16 protein-coding genes are annotated in these 16,038 nt (G+C 57.1%); all 16 read left to right on the forward strand.

Features of this window, described 5'->3' with window-relative positions:
- A partial coding sequence (locus D1841_RS12500; RefSeq protein ID WP_160644904.1) for a VirD4-like conjugal transfer protein, CD1115 family occupies positions 1-894 on the forward strand: 894 nt, incomplete at its 5' end.
- Between the two features lie 221 nt (positions 895-1,115).
- Positions 1,116-1,331: a Maff2 family mobile element protein gene (locus D1841_RS12505; RefSeq protein WP_082245259.1), complete on the forward strand. Its 216-nt coding sequence runs from the start codon at positions 1,116-1,118 to the stop codon at positions 1,329-1,331.
- Between the two features lie 73 nt (positions 1,332-1,404).
- Complete coding sequence (locus tag D1841_RS12510) at positions 1,405-2,274, forward strand: VirB6/TrbL-like conjugal transfer protein, CD1112 family (RefSeq protein WP_016223835.1); 870 nt, start codon at positions 1,405-1,407, stop codon at positions 2,272-2,274.
- Positions 2,275-2,292: 18 nt separating this feature from the next.
- Positions 2,293-2,778, forward strand: coding sequence for a PrgI family protein (locus D1841_RS12515; protein WP_160644089.1), 486 nt, complete (start codon positions 2,293-2,295; stop codon positions 2,776-2,778).
- A complete protein-coding gene (locus D1841_RS12520) occupies positions 2,702-5,095 on the forward strand; it encodes a VirB4-like conjugal transfer ATPase, CD1110 family (protein ID WP_160644087.1) in 2,394 nt (797 codons plus the stop codon). Before D1841_RS12515 ends, D1841_RS12520 begins: the two co-directional genes overlap by 77 nt.
- The gene (locus D1841_RS12525; RefSeq protein WP_120390782.1) at positions 5,092-5,463 is read left to right on the forward strand and encodes a DUF3851 family protein; all 372 of its coding nucleotides are present in this window, start codon (positions 5,092-5,094) and stop codon (positions 5,461-5,463) included. The genes D1841_RS12520 and D1841_RS12525 overlap by 4 nt, the downstream gene beginning before the upstream one ends.
- Complete coding sequence (locus tag D1841_RS12530) at positions 5,456-7,216, forward strand: CHAP domain-containing protein (protein ID WP_160644085.1); 1,761 nt, start codon at positions 5,456-5,458, stop codon at positions 7,214-7,216. The genes D1841_RS12525 and D1841_RS12530 overlap by 8 nt, the downstream gene beginning before the upstream one ends.
- A gap of 25 nt (positions 7,217-7,241) precedes the next feature.
- Positions 7,242-7,499: a DUF4315 family protein gene (locus D1841_RS12535; RefSeq protein ID WP_160644083.1), complete on the forward strand. Its 258-nt coding sequence runs from the start codon at positions 7,242-7,244 to the stop codon at positions 7,497-7,499.
- Positions 7,489-8,211: a DUF4366 domain-containing protein gene (locus tag D1841_RS12540; RefSeq protein ID WP_160644082.1), complete on the forward strand. Its 723-nt coding sequence runs from the start codon at positions 7,489-7,491 to the stop codon at positions 8,209-8,211. Before D1841_RS12535 ends, D1841_RS12540 begins: the two co-directional genes overlap by 11 nt.
- A complete protein-coding gene (locus D1841_RS12545; protein ID WP_004054605.1) occupies positions 8,208-8,402 on the forward strand; it encodes a hypothetical protein in 195 nt (64 codons plus the stop codon). The genes D1841_RS12540 and D1841_RS12545 overlap by 4 nt, the downstream gene beginning before the upstream one ends.
- A complete protein-coding gene (locus tag D1841_RS12550) occupies positions 8,399-9,097 on the forward strand; it encodes a conjugal transfer protein TraG (RefSeq protein WP_160644080.1) in 699 nt (232 codons plus the stop codon). Before D1841_RS12545 ends, D1841_RS12550 begins: the two co-directional genes overlap by 4 nt.
- Positions 9,078-11,180, forward strand: coding sequence for a DNA topoisomerase 3 (locus D1841_RS12555; RefSeq protein WP_160644078.1), 2,103 nt, complete (start codon positions 9,078-9,080; stop codon positions 11,178-11,180). The genes D1841_RS12550 and D1841_RS12555 overlap by 20 nt, the downstream gene beginning before the upstream one ends.
- The gene (locus tag D1841_RS12560) at positions 11,177-11,458 is read left to right on the forward strand and encodes a hypothetical protein (RefSeq protein WP_004054600.1); all 282 of its coding nucleotides are present in this window, start codon (positions 11,177-11,179) and stop codon (positions 11,456-11,458) included. The genes D1841_RS12555 and D1841_RS12560 overlap by 4 nt, the downstream gene beginning before the upstream one ends.
- A gap of 2 nt (positions 11,459-11,460) precedes the next feature.
- Entirely contained in the window at positions 11,461-14,559 is a 3,099-nt protein-coding gene (locus D1841_RS12565; protein ID WP_166554266.1) for an LPD28 domain-containing protein, read from the forward strand.
- A 1-nt stretch (position 14,560) separates the two neighbouring features.
- Entirely contained in the window at positions 14,561-14,776 is a 216-nt protein-coding gene (locus D1841_RS12570; protein WP_016220730.1) for a transposon-transfer assisting family protein, read from the forward strand.
- An 848-nt stretch (positions 14,777-15,624) separates the two neighbouring features.
- A complete protein-coding gene (locus tag D1841_RS19245; protein WP_084384494.1) occupies positions 15,625-15,981 on the forward strand; it encodes a TnpV protein in 357 nt (118 codons plus the stop codon).
- The last annotated feature ends 57 nt before the right edge of the window (positions 15,982-16,038 follow it).

The following is a 16,038-nucleotide window of genomic DNA, read 5'->3' on the forward strand; positions in this document are numbered from 1 at the left end:
ATGTTTGACGCGCTGGAATCCGAGAAGCCCAACCATTTTGCGGTGCGGCAGTACAAAAAATATAAGCTGGCGGCGGGCAAAACCGCGAAGTCGATTCTGATTTCCTGCGGCGCGCGGCTGGCGGTATTTGATATTGCCGAGCTGCGGGAGGTCACAGCCTATGACGAGCTGGAACTGGACACCCTGGGGGACAAAAAAACCGCCCTGTTTCTCATTATGAGCGATACCGATGACAGCTTTAACTTCCTGATTTCCATGTGCTACACCCAGCTGTTTAATCTGCTCTGTGAAAAAGCGGATGATGTGTACGGCGGCAGGCTCCCGGTCCATGTGCGCTGCCTGATTGACGAGTGCGCCAACATCGGGCAGATTCCAAAGCTGGAAAAGCTGGTAGCCACCATCCGAAGCCGGGAGATTTCCGCCTGTCTGGTATTGCAGGCGCAGTCCCAGCTGAAGGCCATCTACAAGGACAACGCCGACACCATCATCGGAAATATGGACACTTCCATCTTTCTGGGCGGCAAGGAACCCACCACCTTAAAGGAGTTAGCCGCCGCCCTGGGAAAAGAAACCATTGACACTTACAACACCGGGGAGAGCCGGGGGCGGGAAACCTCCCACTCTCTCAACTATCAGAAATTGGGGAAAGAGTTGATGAGCCAGGATGAGCTTGCGGTGATGGACGGGGGAAAATGTATCCTCCAGCTGCGGGGCGTCCGCCCGTTTTTGTCGGATAAGTATGACATCACCAGGCACCCCAATTTCCAGTACACCGCCGACGCGGACGATAAGAACGCCTTTGACATTGAAGCGTTTCTGTCCACCCGGCTCAAACCAAAACCCAACGAGGTCTACGATGTGTTTGAAGTTGACGTAGACACCGAGGGCGAATAATCCCGTTCCGCGAGAAAGGAGTGATCTTATCTACCCGCCAGGGTCCCTGAAACCTGCCTCGGTTGAGGCCATTGGCGTACAAAGCGGACAGCTCAACAAAAAAATGAAGAAGGAGGATAGCCGGAATCGAGCCGCCCAAAATTCAGGGCGGTTTTGTTGTCCGGCTTTTGTATGCCTATGAACCAACACTAACCACAAAGCGATTCCGGCTAAATTAAAGTATGGAATTTTTCAACAGCGCAATCGAAGTTTTGCAGACCCTCGTTATCGCACTGGGAGCCGGCCTCGGTATCTGGGGCGTCATCAACCTGCTGGAAGGTTACGGCAATGACAATCCTGGGGCCAAGAGCCAGGGCATGAAACAGCTTATGGCGGGCGGCGGCGTTGCCCTGATCGGCATGGTGCTTGTACCCCTGCTCTCCGGTCTGTTCGGCTAATCCCCGCACCAGAAACACCCATACCTTTGCCCCTCCCGCAGACGCGGGAGGGGCGGAAAGGAGGTAGCACTGTATGGATTTTCTGCTGGATGCAATCACCACCTGGCTGAAAGAAATGCTGGTGGGCGGCATTATGAGCAACCTTTCCAGTATGTTTGATTCGGTCAACAACCAGGTGGCGGACATATCGGGGCAGATCGGGCAGACGCCCCAGGGCTGGAACGCGGGTATTTTCAGCATGGTCCAAAGCCTTTCGGAAACGGTCATTCTCCCCATAGCAGGCGTGATCCTGGCCTTTGTAATGACGCTGGAACTGATTCAGATCATCACCGACAAGAACAACTTCCACGATATTGAAACCGCTGTGTTTTTCAAGTGGATTTTCAAGACCGCCTGTGCCATCCTCATTGTCACCAACACCTGGAATATCGTGATGGGCGTATTTGATGTGGCCCAGGGCATCGTGGCCCAGGCTTCCGGCGTCATCGGCGCGGACGCTTCCATCGACATTTCCTCCGCGATGGCGGATTTGGAGCCAAGGCTCATGGAGATGGATTTGGGGCCGCTGTTCGGGCTGTGGTTCCAGTCCCTGTTTATCGGCCTTACCATGTGGGCGCTGACCATCTGTATTTTTATCGTCATTTATGGCCGTATGCTGGAAATCTATCTCGTCACCTCGGTCGCGCCGGTCCCGATGGCCGCTATGATGGGCAGGGAATGGGGCGGCATGGGGCAGAATTACCTGCGTTCCCTGATGGCGTTAGGCTTTCAGGCGTTCCTCATTATGGTCTGCGTGGCAATCTACGCGGTCCTGGTGCAGAACATCGCCACTGACGAAGATACGATTGCCGCCATCTGGTCCTGTGTGGGATATACCGTCCTGCTCTGCCTGACCCTCTTTAAGAGCGGCAGCATGGCAAAGGCGATCTTCCAGGCCCACTAACGAAAGGAGTGTGCAAAAATGGCTTATGTACCCGTACCCAAAGACTTAACGAAGGTCAAGACAAAGGTGGCCTTCAACCTCACCAAACGGCAGTTAGTCTGCTTTGGCGGCGGGGCGCTGATTGGCGTGCCGCTTTTCTTTCTGCTTCGGGGGCCAGCCGGGAACAGCGCCGCCGCCCTGTGCATGATGCTTGTCATGCTGCCCTTTTTCCTGCTGGCGATGTACGAGAAGAACGGCCAGCCGCTGGAAAAAATCATCGGAAATATGCTCCGGGTATCCTTTCTCCGGCCCCGGCAGCGCCCCTACCAGACCAACAACTTCTATGCCGTATTGGAGCGGCAGGACAAACTCGACAAGGAGGTGTATGACATTGTTTACGGCAAAGAAAAACCGGACCAACGGCAAAGGGCCGGAGGGCGAAGGGCCAATGCCGGTGAAAAAGAAGCTCTCCCGCGCGGATCGGAAGCAGATCGAAGCCGCCATTTCCCGCGCCAACCGCACTGACCAGAAGGGGATTTCCGCGCAGGACAGCATCCCCTATGAACGGATGTGGCCGGACGGCATCTGCCGCGTGACCGGCTGCTACTATACCAAGACCATTCAGTTTCAGGACATCAATTACCAGCTGTCCCAAAACGAGGATAAGACCGCCATCTTCGAGGGCTGGTGCGATTTCCTCAACTACTTTGACAGCTCCATCCGGTTCCAGCTGTCCTTCCTCAACCTGGCCGCGTCCCAGGAAACCTTTGCCCGGTCCATCACCATCCCGCCCCAGGGGGATGATTTTGACAACATCCGCAGCGAGTACACCCAGATGCTGCAAAACCAGCTGGCAAAGGGGAACAACGGCCTGATTAAGACAAAGTACCTGACCTTCGGCATTGACGCGGACAGCATCCGGGCGGCAAAGCCCCGGCTGGAACGGATTGAAACCGACCTGCTCAACAACTTCAAGCGGCTGGGCGTAGTGGCGGAGCCGCTGGACGGGCGGGCGCGGCTGTCCCAGCTGCATGGCGTATTCCACATGGACGAACAGGTTCCCTTTTCCTTTTCGTGGGACTGGCTGGCCCCCTCCGGCCTTTCCACCAAGGACTTCATCGCCCCCACTTCCTTTGAGTTCCGCACCGGCAGGCAGTTCCGCATGGGGAAAAAGTACGGCGCGGTCAGCTTTGTGCAGATTCTCGCGCCGGAATTGAACGACCGGATGCTGGCGGATTTTCTGGATATGGAAAGCTCCCTGATTGTCAGCCTCCATGTGCAGTCCTTGGACCAGGTAAAGGCCATCAAGACGGTCAAGCGCAAGATCACCGACCTGGACCGGGCCAAGATTGAGGAACAGAAAAAGGCGGTCCGGGCAGGGTACGATATGGACATCATTCCCAGCGACCTGGCTACCTACGGGAACGAGGCCAAAAAGCTGTTGCAGGATTTACAGAGCCGCAACGAGCGGATGTTCCTTGTGACCTTCCTGGTGCTGAATACGGCAGACACCGCCAGACAGCTGGGCAACAATGTTTTTCAGGCGTCCAGCATCGCCCAGAAGTACAACTGCCAGCTGGCAAGGCTGGACTTCCAGCAGGAGGAGGGGCTGATGAGCTGCCTGCCTCTGGGACAAAACCAGGTGGAAATCCAGCGGGGGCTGACCACTTCCAGCACCGCCATCTTTATCCCCTTTACCACCCAGGAGCTTTTCCAGAACGGGAAAGAGGCGCTGTACTACGGCATCAACGCCCTGTCCAACAACCTTATCATGGTGGACCGCAAGAAGCTGAAAAACCCCAACGGCCTGATTTTAGGCACTCCCGGCTCCGGCAAGTCCTTCTCCGCCAAGCGGGAAATCGCCAACTGTTTTCTGCTCACCACCGATGACATCATCGTGTGCGACCCGGAATCGGAGTACGCGCCCCTTGTGGAACGGCTGCATGGGCAGGTTATCAAGATTTCGCCCACCTCCGGGGACTACATTAACCCGATGGACCTAAACCTGGACTACTCGGACGATGAAAGCCCGCTGTCTTTGAAATCCGACTTCATTCTGTCGCTGTGCGAGCTGATCGTGGGCGGCAAGGAGGGCTTGCAGCCAGTCCAGAAAACCATCATCGACCGCTGTGTGCGGCTGGTCTACCATGATTACCTGAACGACCCCAGGCCGGAGAATATGCCGGTATTGGAGGATTTGTATAACCTCCTGCTGACCCAGGAGGAAAAAGAGGCGCAGTACATCGCTACGGCGCTGGAAATCTATGTTTCCGGCTCCCTGAATGTGTTCAACCACCGGACCAATGTAAACATCGACAACCGCATTGTCTGCTATGACATCAAGGAGTTAGGCAAGCAGCTGAAAAAAATCGGTATGCTGGTGGTGCAGGACCAGGTGTGGAACCGCGTCACCATCAACCGCGCCGCCCACAAGTCCACCCGTTACTACATTGACGAGATGCACCTGCTGCTCAAAGAGGACCAGACCGCCGCCTATACCATTGAAATCTGGAAACGGTTTCGGAAGTGGGGCGGGATTCCCACCGGCATCACCCAGAACATCAAGGACCTGCTTGCCAGCCGGGAGATCGAGAACATCTTTGAGAACTCGGACTTTGTGTATATGCTCAACCAGGCAAGCGGGGACCGGCAGATTCTGGCAAGGCAGCTGGGCATCTCCCCGCACCAGCTGTCCTATGTAACCCACTCCGGCGAGGGCGAAGGGCTGCTGTTCTACGGCAACATCATCCTGCCCTTTATCGACCGGTTCCCAAAGGACACCGAGCTGTACCGCATTATGACCACCAAATTACAGGAATTAAAGGAGGGAAAGCAATCATGACTGCACAGAAAATCAAACACAATCCCCGGCTGTTTTTGCAGCGGGCGATGGAGATTCAGCGCCGCCAGCTGCTTCTGGCGATGGCGGACGCGGTAAGCGAGTGCCGTACTGCGGAGAGCATGGCGGCAGAACTGAACCGTGACGGGGAAACGGGCCTGCTCCGCCTTGCGGAAATCTGGTGCTGCCTCTCCCCTGGCACCGGCGGCAGGGTTTTGGAGGGCCGGGGCGCGGAGCTTCTGGCCGATGTGCTGGCACAGGTCTATGCCTGCCTGGTCCTCCGTCCTTTACACACCCCGGCTGGCATGGGCCTCTATGTGGAACTGCTCTATATGATGGAGGCGCTGATGCTGGGGGAATGGTTTGATTAAGGAGCCGCGCCTGCGCTTCACCGAGGAGGAACGGACCGACCCGGCGCTGGAAAAGCCGATCCGCCGCGCACAGAAAGCAGCTGTCCGGGCAGACAAGGCGCAGGCCAGGATACCCAAAAAGAAGGTCCGGCAGACCGTTATTGACCCCGATACCGGAAAGAAAACAACGAAACTGACCTTTGAGGAACAGGCAAAGCCGCCCTCCAAGCTGTCCCATGCGGTACGGGGCGCTCCGGCCAACGCGCTGCTTGCCGGGGCGCATAAGGAAATCCGCAAGTCCGAACAGGACAATGTGGGCGTGGAAGGGGCGCACAAGACCGGGCAGGCTGTTGAAGTCAGTGCGCGGCTGGTGCGGGAGGGATACCGCAGCCATAAACTGAAACCCTACCGCGAAGCGGCAAAGGCGGAGCAAAAGCTGGAAAAAGCAAACATTAACGCCCTGTACCAAAAGTCCCTGGCGGAGAACCCCCAGCTTGCCAGCAACCCCCTTTCCCGCTGGCAGCAAAAGCAGGCCATCAAAAAGGAATATGCCGCCGCCAAACGCGCCGGTCAAACGGCTGGACATACGGCCCAGGCCGCAGGCCATACTGCCAAGACCGCGCACAAGACCGGCAAGGCGGCAAAGTCCGTCAAAGAAAAAGCGGAACAGGCAGGCCGGTTTGTCATGCGGCACAAGAAGGGATTCCTGATTGCGCTGGCGCTGTTTCTGCTGGTCTGCCTGCTGATGAATACCCTGTCCTCCTGCTCCATGCTGGCCCAGAGCATCGGCTCGGCGGTGTCCGGCTCCACCTATCCCTCCAAAGACGAGGATATGCTGGGGACCGAAGCGGACTATGCCGCAAAGGAGGCACAACTGCAAACCGAACTGGACAACATGGAGAGCCTGCACCCAGGCTATGACGAGTACCGGTACAATCTGGACCCTATCGGCCACAATCCCCATGAGCTGGCGGCTTATTTAAGCGCCCTGCTCCATGAATACACGCCACAGAGCGCGGCGGCACAGTTACAGCGGGTCTTTGACCTCCAATATGTCCTGACACTGACCGAGGAGGTGGAAATCCGCTACCGCACCGAAACCAGCACCGACCCGGAAACCGGGGAAACGACCAGCGAGGAAGTCCCTTATGAATACTACATCCTCCATGTGGAGCTTGTGAACACCCAGATTTCCGCCCTTGCGCCGGAACTGCTCACCCCGGATGAATATGAGATGTACCAGGTCTATATCGCCACCAGGGGCAACAAGCCGCTGCTGTTTGGCGGCGGTTCCCCGGATATGGGAAATTCCGAGGATTTGAGCGGCGTGGAGTTTATAAACGGGACCCGCCCCGGCAATCCGGGCCTGGTGGATCTGGCGAAGCGTCAGGTGGGAAACGTGGGCGGCTATCCGTATTGGAGCTGGTACGGCTTTAACAGCCGGGTGGAATGGTGCGCCTGCTTCGTGAGCTGGTGCTATAACCAGGCCGGGAAAAGCGAACCGCGCTTTGCTGGCTGCCAGTCCCAGGGCGTACCCTGGTTCCAGTCGCATGGACAATGGGGCGGGCGCGGATATGCCAACATCGCCCCCGGCGACGCCATTTTCTTTGACTGGGATTTGGACGGTTCCGCCGACCATGTCGGCATTGTGATCGGCACAGACGGGAGCCGGGTCTATACGGTGGAGGGCAATTCCGGCGACGCCTGCAAAATCAAAAGCTATGACCTGAATTACCAGTGCATCAAGGGCTACGGCCTGATGAACTGGAACTAAATTATATTGGAGAGGAGTGTTACAAATGGCATCGAACAAAATCGACCGGATTGACCGGGAGATCGCAAAGACCCGTGAAAAGCTGGCGGAATACCAGAACCGGCTGCGGGAATTGGAGGCGCAGAAAACCGAGGCGGAGAACCTGCAAATCGTCCAGCTGGTGCGGGCGGTCCGCATGACCCCGCAGGAACTGAACGCGCTGCTGTCCAGCGGCGGGATTCCCGGCGTGGGAACGCCTGCACCCGATATCCAGGAAAAGGAGGAAAATCACGATGAAATCTAAACAGTTATTGCGGACACTGGCCGCATTTTGCACCGCCCTGGTCCTCATGGGCGGTTTTTCTGTCCCTGCCTATGCGGGCGGCGGCGAGGAACCGGCTGATGGAACCAACGATTCCAACGTACAGGTGGAGCAGCCGGAGGAAACGCCTCCCCTCACCCCGGATGGCAACGCCACCCTGGTGGACGATTACGGCGGAAACAAGCAGCTGATTACCGTTACCACCAAAAACGGCAACTACTTTTACATCCTGGTGGACCGGGATGACGAGGGAGAAAACACCGTCCATTTTCTCAACCAGGTAGACGAAGCTGACCTGATGGCGCTGATGGAGGACGGGGACAGCGAGGAGCCTCCCGCTGTTTGCAGCTGCACCGAGAAATGTCAGGCAGGCGCAATCAACCGGAACTGCCCGGTCTGCACCTTTACCATGACAAGCTGCACCGGCAAGGCGGCGGAACCGGAGGAGCCGCCTGCAATGGAGCCGGAACCGGAGAAAAAGTCCGGCATGAATCCGGCTGTCCTGCTTTTGGTTGTGGCCCTGTTAGGCGGCGGGGGCGCGCTCTACTACTTCAAGTTTATGAAGAACAAGCCGAAAACCAAAGGCACAGACAATCTGGACGATTATGACTACGGCGATGAGGAAGATGAGCTGTGGGAATCCGAGGAGGGCGCGGAGGAGGAACCGGAGGAAAGTGAGGAAGAACCGGAATGACCCGCTTCACCGACAGCCCCTTTGAGCGCATGATGACACAGAAACCGGAGGGCAGGAAGAAAACTTCCCGCCCTCCTTCTTTACCCAAAAGCCACCCCTGCTATGGCTGCGGCAACTACGGAAGGCCCTGTGTGGGATTCTGCCACCGGGAACTGGAAAAGCAGCTGAAAGAAAGGAGAGATCGGAAATGAAGTATCTTATTTTATTGATAAAAGGCATCGCTGTTTTTGACCTGTGCTGTCTGGCGGTGTATCTGGGCGGCGACATTGTTTCTGCCCTGATACGCAAACTTCGGAAAAAGCCTGCACAGAGCGATGACTTCTATGACTTTTCTATGGATGGCGACACAACTGCCCCGCTGTCCATAGATTCCATCCGCCAGCTGTACTCCGGCGATGTGGAAACTTTTGTAGAAGAAAGGCTTCTGCCGGAGGCCGCAAAGACAATGGAGGCTTTAACGGAACGGGAACAGACAGCGGCCCGCCTGCTTTTATGCGCCCTGATCGGTTATCTGAAAGAAGAAGCCCGCATGGACGAGCAGAGCTTTCCGATGGTGATGGAACTGCTGAAATATATGGAGGGGGAAAAAGAGGAAGGCTGCCAGGACCCGGTAGACTGGCTGCTGGAGGACGCCAACAGCCGCGCGCACCGGCATGAGTCCTATTACAGCGATTATCAACGCTACCAGCTGATGCAGGTGGATAAAAAACGTGTCATTCTGGCCTGCCGCATCCTCATCAATGATCTGGTAGGAAAACTGTACCGATATGATTACCGGTTTGGCTATGACCTGATGCTGACAGAGGATAACAGCATTGAGGAAAAACTGCGTACATCTATGCGGGAAGAATGGGAGGATGAAGATTATGCGCCTTGTGATTGCTGAAAAACCGTCGGTGGCCCAAAGCCTGTCCGCTGTGATCGGGGCCAATGCCCGCAAGGACGGGTATCTGGAAGGAAACGGCTGGCGGGTCAGCTGGTGTGTGGGCCATCTGGCGGGGCTTGCAGACGCGGACAGCTACGACCCTAAGTACGCCAAGTGGCGCTATGACGATCTGCCGATCCTGCCCTCGGACTGGAAAATGAGCGTGGGGCGGGACAAGAAGAAACAGCTTGATATTCTCAAAAAGCTGCTGTGCGCCCCGGATGTGACCGAGGTGGTAAACGCCTGTGACGCGGGACGGGAGGGCGAACTGATTTTCCGCAACGTCTATGAGCTGGCGGGGTGCAGAAAGCCCATGAAGCGGCTCTGGATTTCCAGCATGGAGGATTCGGCAATCCGGGAGGGCTTTGAAAACCTCCGCCCCGGCGCGGACTATGACGGTCTGCATCAGGCGGCGCTCTGCCGCGCCAAGGCTGACTGGCTGGTGGGCATCAACGCCACCCGGCTGTTTTCAGTGCTGTACCGCCGGACCCTCAACATCGGGCGGGTTATGTCCCCTACACTGGCCCTTATCGTCCAGCGGGAAGCAGAGATTGAAGCCTTCCAGCCGGAGCCGTTCTATACGGTGGCGCTGGAACTGCCCGGATTTACCGCTGTGGGGGCGCGGATGAAAGACAAAACCGCCGCGAAAGAGCTGGAAACCGCCTGCCAGGGCGGTTCTGCGGTGGTGAAACAGGCGCAGCGGAAAGAGAAGTCCGAAAAGCCGCCCGCCCTTTATGACCTGACCACCTTACAGCGGGACGCCAACCGCCTGCTGGGGTTTACCGCCCAGCAAACGCTTGATTATCTGCAAAACCTCTATGAGAAAAAGCTGTGTACTTATCCCCGGACAGACAGCCGGTATCTGACCTCGGATATGGCGGAGGGTCTGCCGGTGCTGGTCAACCTCACCGCCAATGTGATGCCGTTCCGAAAAGGGATTGCCATTGTCTGCAACCCGGAGGCGGTCATCAATGATAAGAAAGTGACCGACCACCATGCGGTGATCCCCACCCGCAATCTTCGTGATGCAGACCTGTCCGCCCTCCCTGTGGGGGAAAAAGCGGTGCTGGAGCTGGTGGCCGCAAGGCTGCTGTGCGCGGTGGCGGAACCCCATCTCTACGAGGAAACCGCCGCCACGCTGGTCTGCGCCGGTCAGGAGTTTGCCGCAAAAGGGAAAACCATTCAGCGCCCCGGCTGGCGCAGGCTGGATGCCGCTTATCACGCCGGTCTGAAAAATGCCCCGGAGCCGGAGGGCGGGCCAGAGGAAAAGACGCTGCCGGAACTCTCCGAGGGACAGTCTTTGCCCGTTTCCAACGCCTCCGTCAAGGAGGGGAAAACCAGCCCGCCAAAGCATTTCACCGAAGATACCCTGCTGTCGGCTATGGAGAACGCCGGTAAAGAAGATATGCCGGATACCGCCGAGCGCAAGGGATTAGGTACGCCTGCCACCCGCGCCGGGATTCTGGAAAAGCTGGCCTCCACCGGTTTTCTGGAACGGAAAAAGAGCAAAAAGACGGTCCAGCTGATGCCCTCCCGCGATGCGCGTTCCCTCATTACGGTTCTGCCGGAGCAGCTGCAATCCCCGCTGCTCACCGCCGAGTGGGAGTACCGGCTGGGCGAGATTGAGCGCGGCGAGCTTTCCCCGGAGGAGTTTCTGTCCGGGATTTACGCCATGCTGCGGGAGCTGGCGGCAACCTATCAGGTGGTTAAGGGGACCGAGTATCTATTCTCTCCGCCCCGCGAAGCAGTAGGCAGATGCCCCCGGTGTGGCAGTGATGTTACGGAATCGCAAAAGGGATTTTTCTGCCAAAGCGAAACTTGCAGATTTGCCATCTGGAAAGACAGCAAGTGGTGGAGCGCCAAGAAAAAACAGCCCACCAAGTCCATTGTCGCGGCCCTCTTAAAAGACGGGCGGGCAAGGCTCACCGGCTGCTATTCGGAAAAGACCGGTAAAACCTATGACGCGGATGTGATTTTGGAGGATACCGGCGAGTATGTAAACTTCAAGCTGGACTTTGGCCAGCGGAAAGGAGGCCCGTCATGAAGCTGTCGCTGCTGGAACAGGAAACGGTTCTCCTTTATAACCAGGCCGAGTCTGCGGCAGAGGTCTATACCCATGACCCCAAGCTGATGAAGAAGCTGGAGCAGCTGGCGGAAAAATACCCGGAGCAGATCATCAAGAAGGACGCCCACAACTTCATTGTCCCCAAACGCTGCGTATCGGTCCGGGAGCCGTACAGCGAAAAGCGGCGCAAAGCCGCCAGTGAGCGCGCCAGGGCCGCAGGCTATAAGCCGCCGTTGAAATCCTCCTCCGGTCAATAAGCATGGGCGGGAATGTCTTTGAAACGGTAAAGCAGTCCATCACCACCAGAGAAGCGGCGGAACACTATGGAATCGAGGTAAAGCGGAACGGTATGGCCTGCTGTCCTTTCCACGATGACAGGACGCCCAGCCTGAAATTAGACCGCCGCTTTCACTGTTTCGGCTGCGGGGCGGACGGAGATGTGATCGACTTTGCCGCCAGACTGTATAACCTCTCCCCCAAAGAGGCGGCGGAAAAACTGGCCCAGGATTTTGGACTGCTCTATGACAGCCAGGCGCCCCCGAAGAAAACCTATGTCCGTCAAAGGTCCGAAGCGCAGAAGTTCCGGGAATCAAAACAGCGGTGTTTCCGCGCGCTGGCAGACTACGCCCATCTGCTGCGGGGCTGGGAAACCGGCCTTGCGCCCCTGACCCCGGATGCGGAGCCGCACCCCCTTTTTGTGGAGGCGCTGCACCAAAAGGACTATGTGGAGTATCTTCTGGACTTTCTGATGGAGGATGGCATCGAGGAACAAAAAACATGGATTGCTGAACACCTAACAAAAATCATGGATTTGGAAAGGAGAAACAAGGAAATGGCAGAGAAACCTACCAACCGGGAGCGATTGCGGGAAATCACCGAGGGCATTGAGCAGAACATCAAGGAACTGTTTGAGAGCGAAAAGTATATGCGCTATCTGTCGGTGATGTCCCGGTTCCACCGCTACTCGGTCAATAATACCATGCTGATCTATATGCAGAAGCCGGACGCAACCCTTGTGGCTGGCTATAACAAGTGGAAGAACCAGTTTGAGCGCCATGTGAAGAAGGGCGAGCGCGGCATTACCATCATTGCGCCCACCCCCTATAAGAAGAAAATCGAGGAGCAGAAGCTGGACCCGGACACCCACGCGCCAATGCTGGACGCAAACGGCAGGGTGGTCATGGAGGAAAAAGAGGTGGAAATCCCGCTGTTCCGTCCGGTGAAGGTGTTTGATGTGAGCCAGACGGACGGAAAGCCCCTGCCCTCCCTGGCGGCGGACCTGTTCGGGAATGTCCGGCACTTTGAGGCGTTTATGGAGGCGCTGAAACGCTCCGCCCCGGTTCCCCTTGCGTTTGAGGAAATGGACGCGGATACGGACGGATATTTTTCTTCCAGCCAGCAGCGCATCGCCATCCGCCAGGGCATGAGCGAGGTGCAGACGGTTTCCGCCGCTGTCCATGAGATCGCCCACAGCAAGCTGCACAACTTTGATGTGCCGGACAACCCGGACGCGCCCTTGTATCAGGAAGTGGAACTGTTCGGACAGCCCGCCCTATTTTCTAATGACAGAATTTCGGCTGACAGTCTGCCGGACGGGCTGTTTTGTTATGACCTGCGCGGTTCCGATGATGATCCCGGCGCGCCGGTTGCGGTAGAGGAACGGGTTATCGTCAACCACGCCGGTTCCGTCATAACCGCAAAGCCGCTGGAACTGCCGGAGGAAGGGTATCTCCCTCTGACTGATGAATCAGGCCTGGACTTTAACGGCGGCGAAAAGACCGCCCAGCGGTTTTTGCAGGACCATAAAAAGGACCGGCGCACCGAGGAGGTGGAGGCCGAGAGCATCTCTTACGCAGTCTGCCAATATTTTGGGATTCAGACCGGCGCAAACAGCTTTGGGTACATTGCGAACTGGAGCCAGGGCAAGGAGCTGAAGGAACTGCGGGCCAGCCTGGAAACCATCAACAAGACCGCCGGTGCGCTGATTGCCGATATTGACCGCCATTTTCAGGAGGTCTGCAAAGAGCGCGGCATTGATCTGGAATCCGGGCCGGAACCGGAGGCCGGAAAAGAAACCGTACAGCCGGAAAGCCCGCAGGCCGATAAGGAGAATCCAGAGGTTTCCCCTGAACCGGAATCCTCCTGGAAAATCCCCACCGAACTGCCGGAGCAGGACCCTTCCATGTTCCGCTATTACATTACCCAGGAATCGCTGGATGTGGGAACCTACCCTTTGATGGATGGGAAAACCATCACCGAACTTGCCGCATGGGTAAAGGTGGAACAGGATTCCATCACCGCCTTTGGCTGTATCGACTACCCCCAGCCGCTGACCGCCGAGCAGGAACGGGAATACGCCCTTTTGCCCGCCAGCCAAAACCCGCAGGCGCTGGATTCCATCGGCCATGCCGCGGAAGCCGCCCAGCTGCCCGACGCGCCGGAGCAGACGCTGGATGAATACCCCATGCCGGACCCGGCGATGCGGGAGGACGATCTGAAAAACTGCGGCTATCAGGACGGGGATTTGCTGCCACTCTCCAAAGAGCGGGCGCTGGAACTGTTTGAGCAGGATTTGACGGTGTACGCGGTGGTGGACGGCGGCAGCGCGGAAATGCTCTTTGACCGGGAGGAATTTGAATCCCAGCTGCCCGGTACGGTGTTTGCCCTTTCCCGCGAGGAATGGGAGGAAAGCCCAGCCTTTGACGCACTGGTGCAGGACCGGCAGAACCACCAGCAGGAACGGGAGCAGGCGTTTCTCTCCCATGAGGGGGACTGCTTTGCCATTTATCAGGTCAGCCGGGAGGACCCGCAGAATGTGCGGTTTATGAATCTGGATTGGCTAAAATCCCATGACATCCCCGTGGACCGGGGCAATTATGACCTGATCTACACCGCCCCGCTGGGCGGCTCCGGCACTAAAATGGAGCAGCTGGAAAAACTATATGAGCAGTTCAATCTGCAAAAGCCTGTGGATTTTCACAGCCCCTCCATGAGTGTCAGCGACATCGTTGCCATCCGGCAGGATGGTGCGTTATCCTGTCACTACTGCGACAGCATTGGTTTTACAGAGGTTCCTGGATTTCTGCCGGAAAATCCGCTGAAAAATGCGGAAATGTCTATGGAGGACGATTACGGCATGATTGACGGGATCATCAACAACGGTCCCAAAGAGCCGACCGTAGCCCAGCTGGAACAGCAAGCCAGGAGCGGCCAGCCGATTTCCCTGATGGATTTGGCGGATGCGGTCCACCGGGAGGAACGGGACAAGCGGAAATCGGTGGTGGAACAGCTCCACCAGCAGCCGAAGCAGGAAAGCAAAAAGACAGCGCCGAAAAAGAGCGCGGAAAGGGAGCTTTGATATGGGACACTTTACCTTTGAAGAAATGAATCTGATGTGTATTTACAACACCGGAACCCGCGCCGGACTGATGGAGAGCCTGACCGAGATGCGCGGCTATCTCTCGCCGGAGGAAACGGAGCTGATGGAGCTGACCGACAGCGCCCTTCATAAGCTGCGCGCCATGACGGATGCGGAGTTTGACAGTCTGGAACTGTACCCGGACTTTGACGAATAGGAACCAATAAACCGGAGGGGCTGGCGCTGTGCCGCCCCTTCCTTTTATCCAAAACCCGAAAGGAGGGCCGAAAACAATGGCAACCAAATCGCAGATGTACGCACAGATGGCCGACCATGCGGCGGTGCAGCTTACTTCCAGCTGGAATGAGTGGATGCGGTTTCTGGACACAGCCTCCAGGCTTTACAAATACCCGTTCCATGACCAGCTGATGATCTACGCCCAGCGCCCGGACGCTACCGCCTGTGCGGAGTATGACCTGTGGAATGACAAGATGGGCCGCTATGTCCGGCGCGGTTCCAAGGGCATCGCCCTGGTGGACGATTCCGGGGACCGGACCCGGCTGCGGTATGTCTTTGACATTTCCGATACCGGAACCCGCCCGCACTCCCGCACACCCTGGCTCTGGAAGATGGAGGAACGGCATATAGATTCCATCTCCGCCATGCTGGAAAACTGGTATGGTGTAGGCGGCGATGATTTAGGCGGGCAGCTGACCGAGATCGCCCGCAGGCTGGCCGGGGAATACTGGGCGGACAACGGGCGGGACTTCCTTTACATCGTTGACGATTCCTTTTTGGAGGAGTACGATGAACTTAACATCGAAGTCCAATTCAAAGCCGCCGCCACCGTCAGCATCGCCTATTCCCTGATGTCCCGCTGCGGGCTGGCCCCGGAGCAGTATTTCACCCACGAGGATTTCATGCCGGTTTTCGATTTCAACACACCGGCCACCGTTGGGGCGCTGGGAACGGCGGTCAGCCAGATCAACCAGCAGGTGCTGCGGCAGATCGGCGTAACCATTCTAAACGCGGAGCGAGAGGCCAACAAAGAAAGGAGCCAGCAAAATGAACAACACCTTAACTTACATTCAGAACGGGGATTATCTGATTCCCAACCTGCAACTGACAGAACAGCCCGAAACGCCCCTTGGCAAGTACGGCAGGATGCGGAAAACCTACTTGAAGGATCACCGGCCCATCCTTTACAACCGTCTGCTGATGAGCGAGAAGCTGTACCCGCACCTGTTGGAGATCGACCGGACCGCGAACAGCCGATTGGAGCAGCTGATGCCAAAACTGGCGCAGGCGGCGGGCGTGACCGAGGAACTGAAAGCCCGCGACATGATGCAGTGGGTGGGCCTGATGAACAGCTGCAAGGCCCAGGCGGAGGAGATTCTGCTGGCGGAACTTATCAACAGCTGACCTTAAACCTGTTTCTCTCCGAAGCAGAACAGATTCAGAATATTGATGAAGCAGAGA

Source organism: Neglectibacter sp. X4 (assembly GCF_009917365.1).
Lineage (GTDB): Bacteria > Bacillota > Clostridia > Oscillospirales > Acutalibacteraceae > Acutalibacter.

Excerpts from the sequence above, each read along its gene's own strand:
- D1841_RS12520 (WP_160644087.1), top strand. The coding sequence starts at position 2,702 with ATGCCGGTGAAAAAGAAGCTCTCCCGCGCGGATCGGAAGCAGATCGAA.
- D1841_RS12555 (WP_160644078.1), top strand. The coding sequence starts at position 9,078 with ATGCGCCTTGTGATTGCTGAAAAACCGTCGGTGGCCCAAAGCCTGTCC.
- D1841_RS12560 (WP_004054600.1), top strand. The coding sequence starts at position 11,177 with ATGAAGCTGTCGCTGCTGGAACAGGAAACGGTTCTCCTTTATAACCAG.
- D1841_RS12510 (WP_016223835.1), top strand. The coding sequence starts at position 1,405 with ATGGATTTTCTGCTGGATGCAATCACCACCTGGCTGAAAGAAATGCTG.
- D1841_RS12550 (WP_160644080.1), top strand. The coding sequence starts at position 8,399 with ATGAAGTATCTTATTTTATTGATAAAAGGCATCGCTGTTTTTGACCTG.
- D1841_RS12565 (WP_166554266.1), top strand. The coding sequence starts at position 11,461 with ATGGGCGGGAATGTCTTTGAAACGGTAAAGCAGTCCATCACCACCAGA.
- D1841_RS12540 (WP_160644082.1), top strand. The coding sequence starts at position 7,489 with ATGAAATCTAAACAGTTATTGCGGACACTGGCCGCATTTTGCACCGCC.
- D1841_RS12545 (WP_004054605.1), top strand. The coding sequence starts at position 8,208 with ATGACCCGCTTCACCGACAGCCCCTTTGAGCGCATGATGACACAGAAA.
- D1841_RS12570 (WP_016220730.1), top strand. The coding sequence starts at position 14,561 with ATGGGACACTTTACCTTTGAAGAAATGAATCTGATGTGTATTTACAAC.
- D1841_RS12505 (WP_082245259.1), top strand. The coding sequence starts at position 1,116 with ATGGAATTTTTCAACAGCGCAATCGAAGTTTTGCAGACCCTCGTTATC.
- D1841_RS12515 (WP_160644089.1), top strand. The coding sequence starts at position 2,293 with ATGGCTTATGTACCCGTACCCAAAGACTTAACGAAGGTCAAGACAAAG.
- D1841_RS19245 (WP_084384494.1), top strand. The coding sequence starts at position 15,625 with ATGAACAACACCTTAACTTACATTCAGAACGGGGATTATCTGATTCCC.
- D1841_RS12525 (WP_120390782.1), top strand. The coding sequence starts at position 5,092 with ATGACTGCACAGAAAATCAAACACAATCCCCGGCTGTTTTTGCAGCGG.
- D1841_RS12535 (WP_160644083.1), top strand. The coding sequence starts at position 7,242 with ATGGCATCGAACAAAATCGACCGGATTGACCGGGAGATCGCAAAGACC.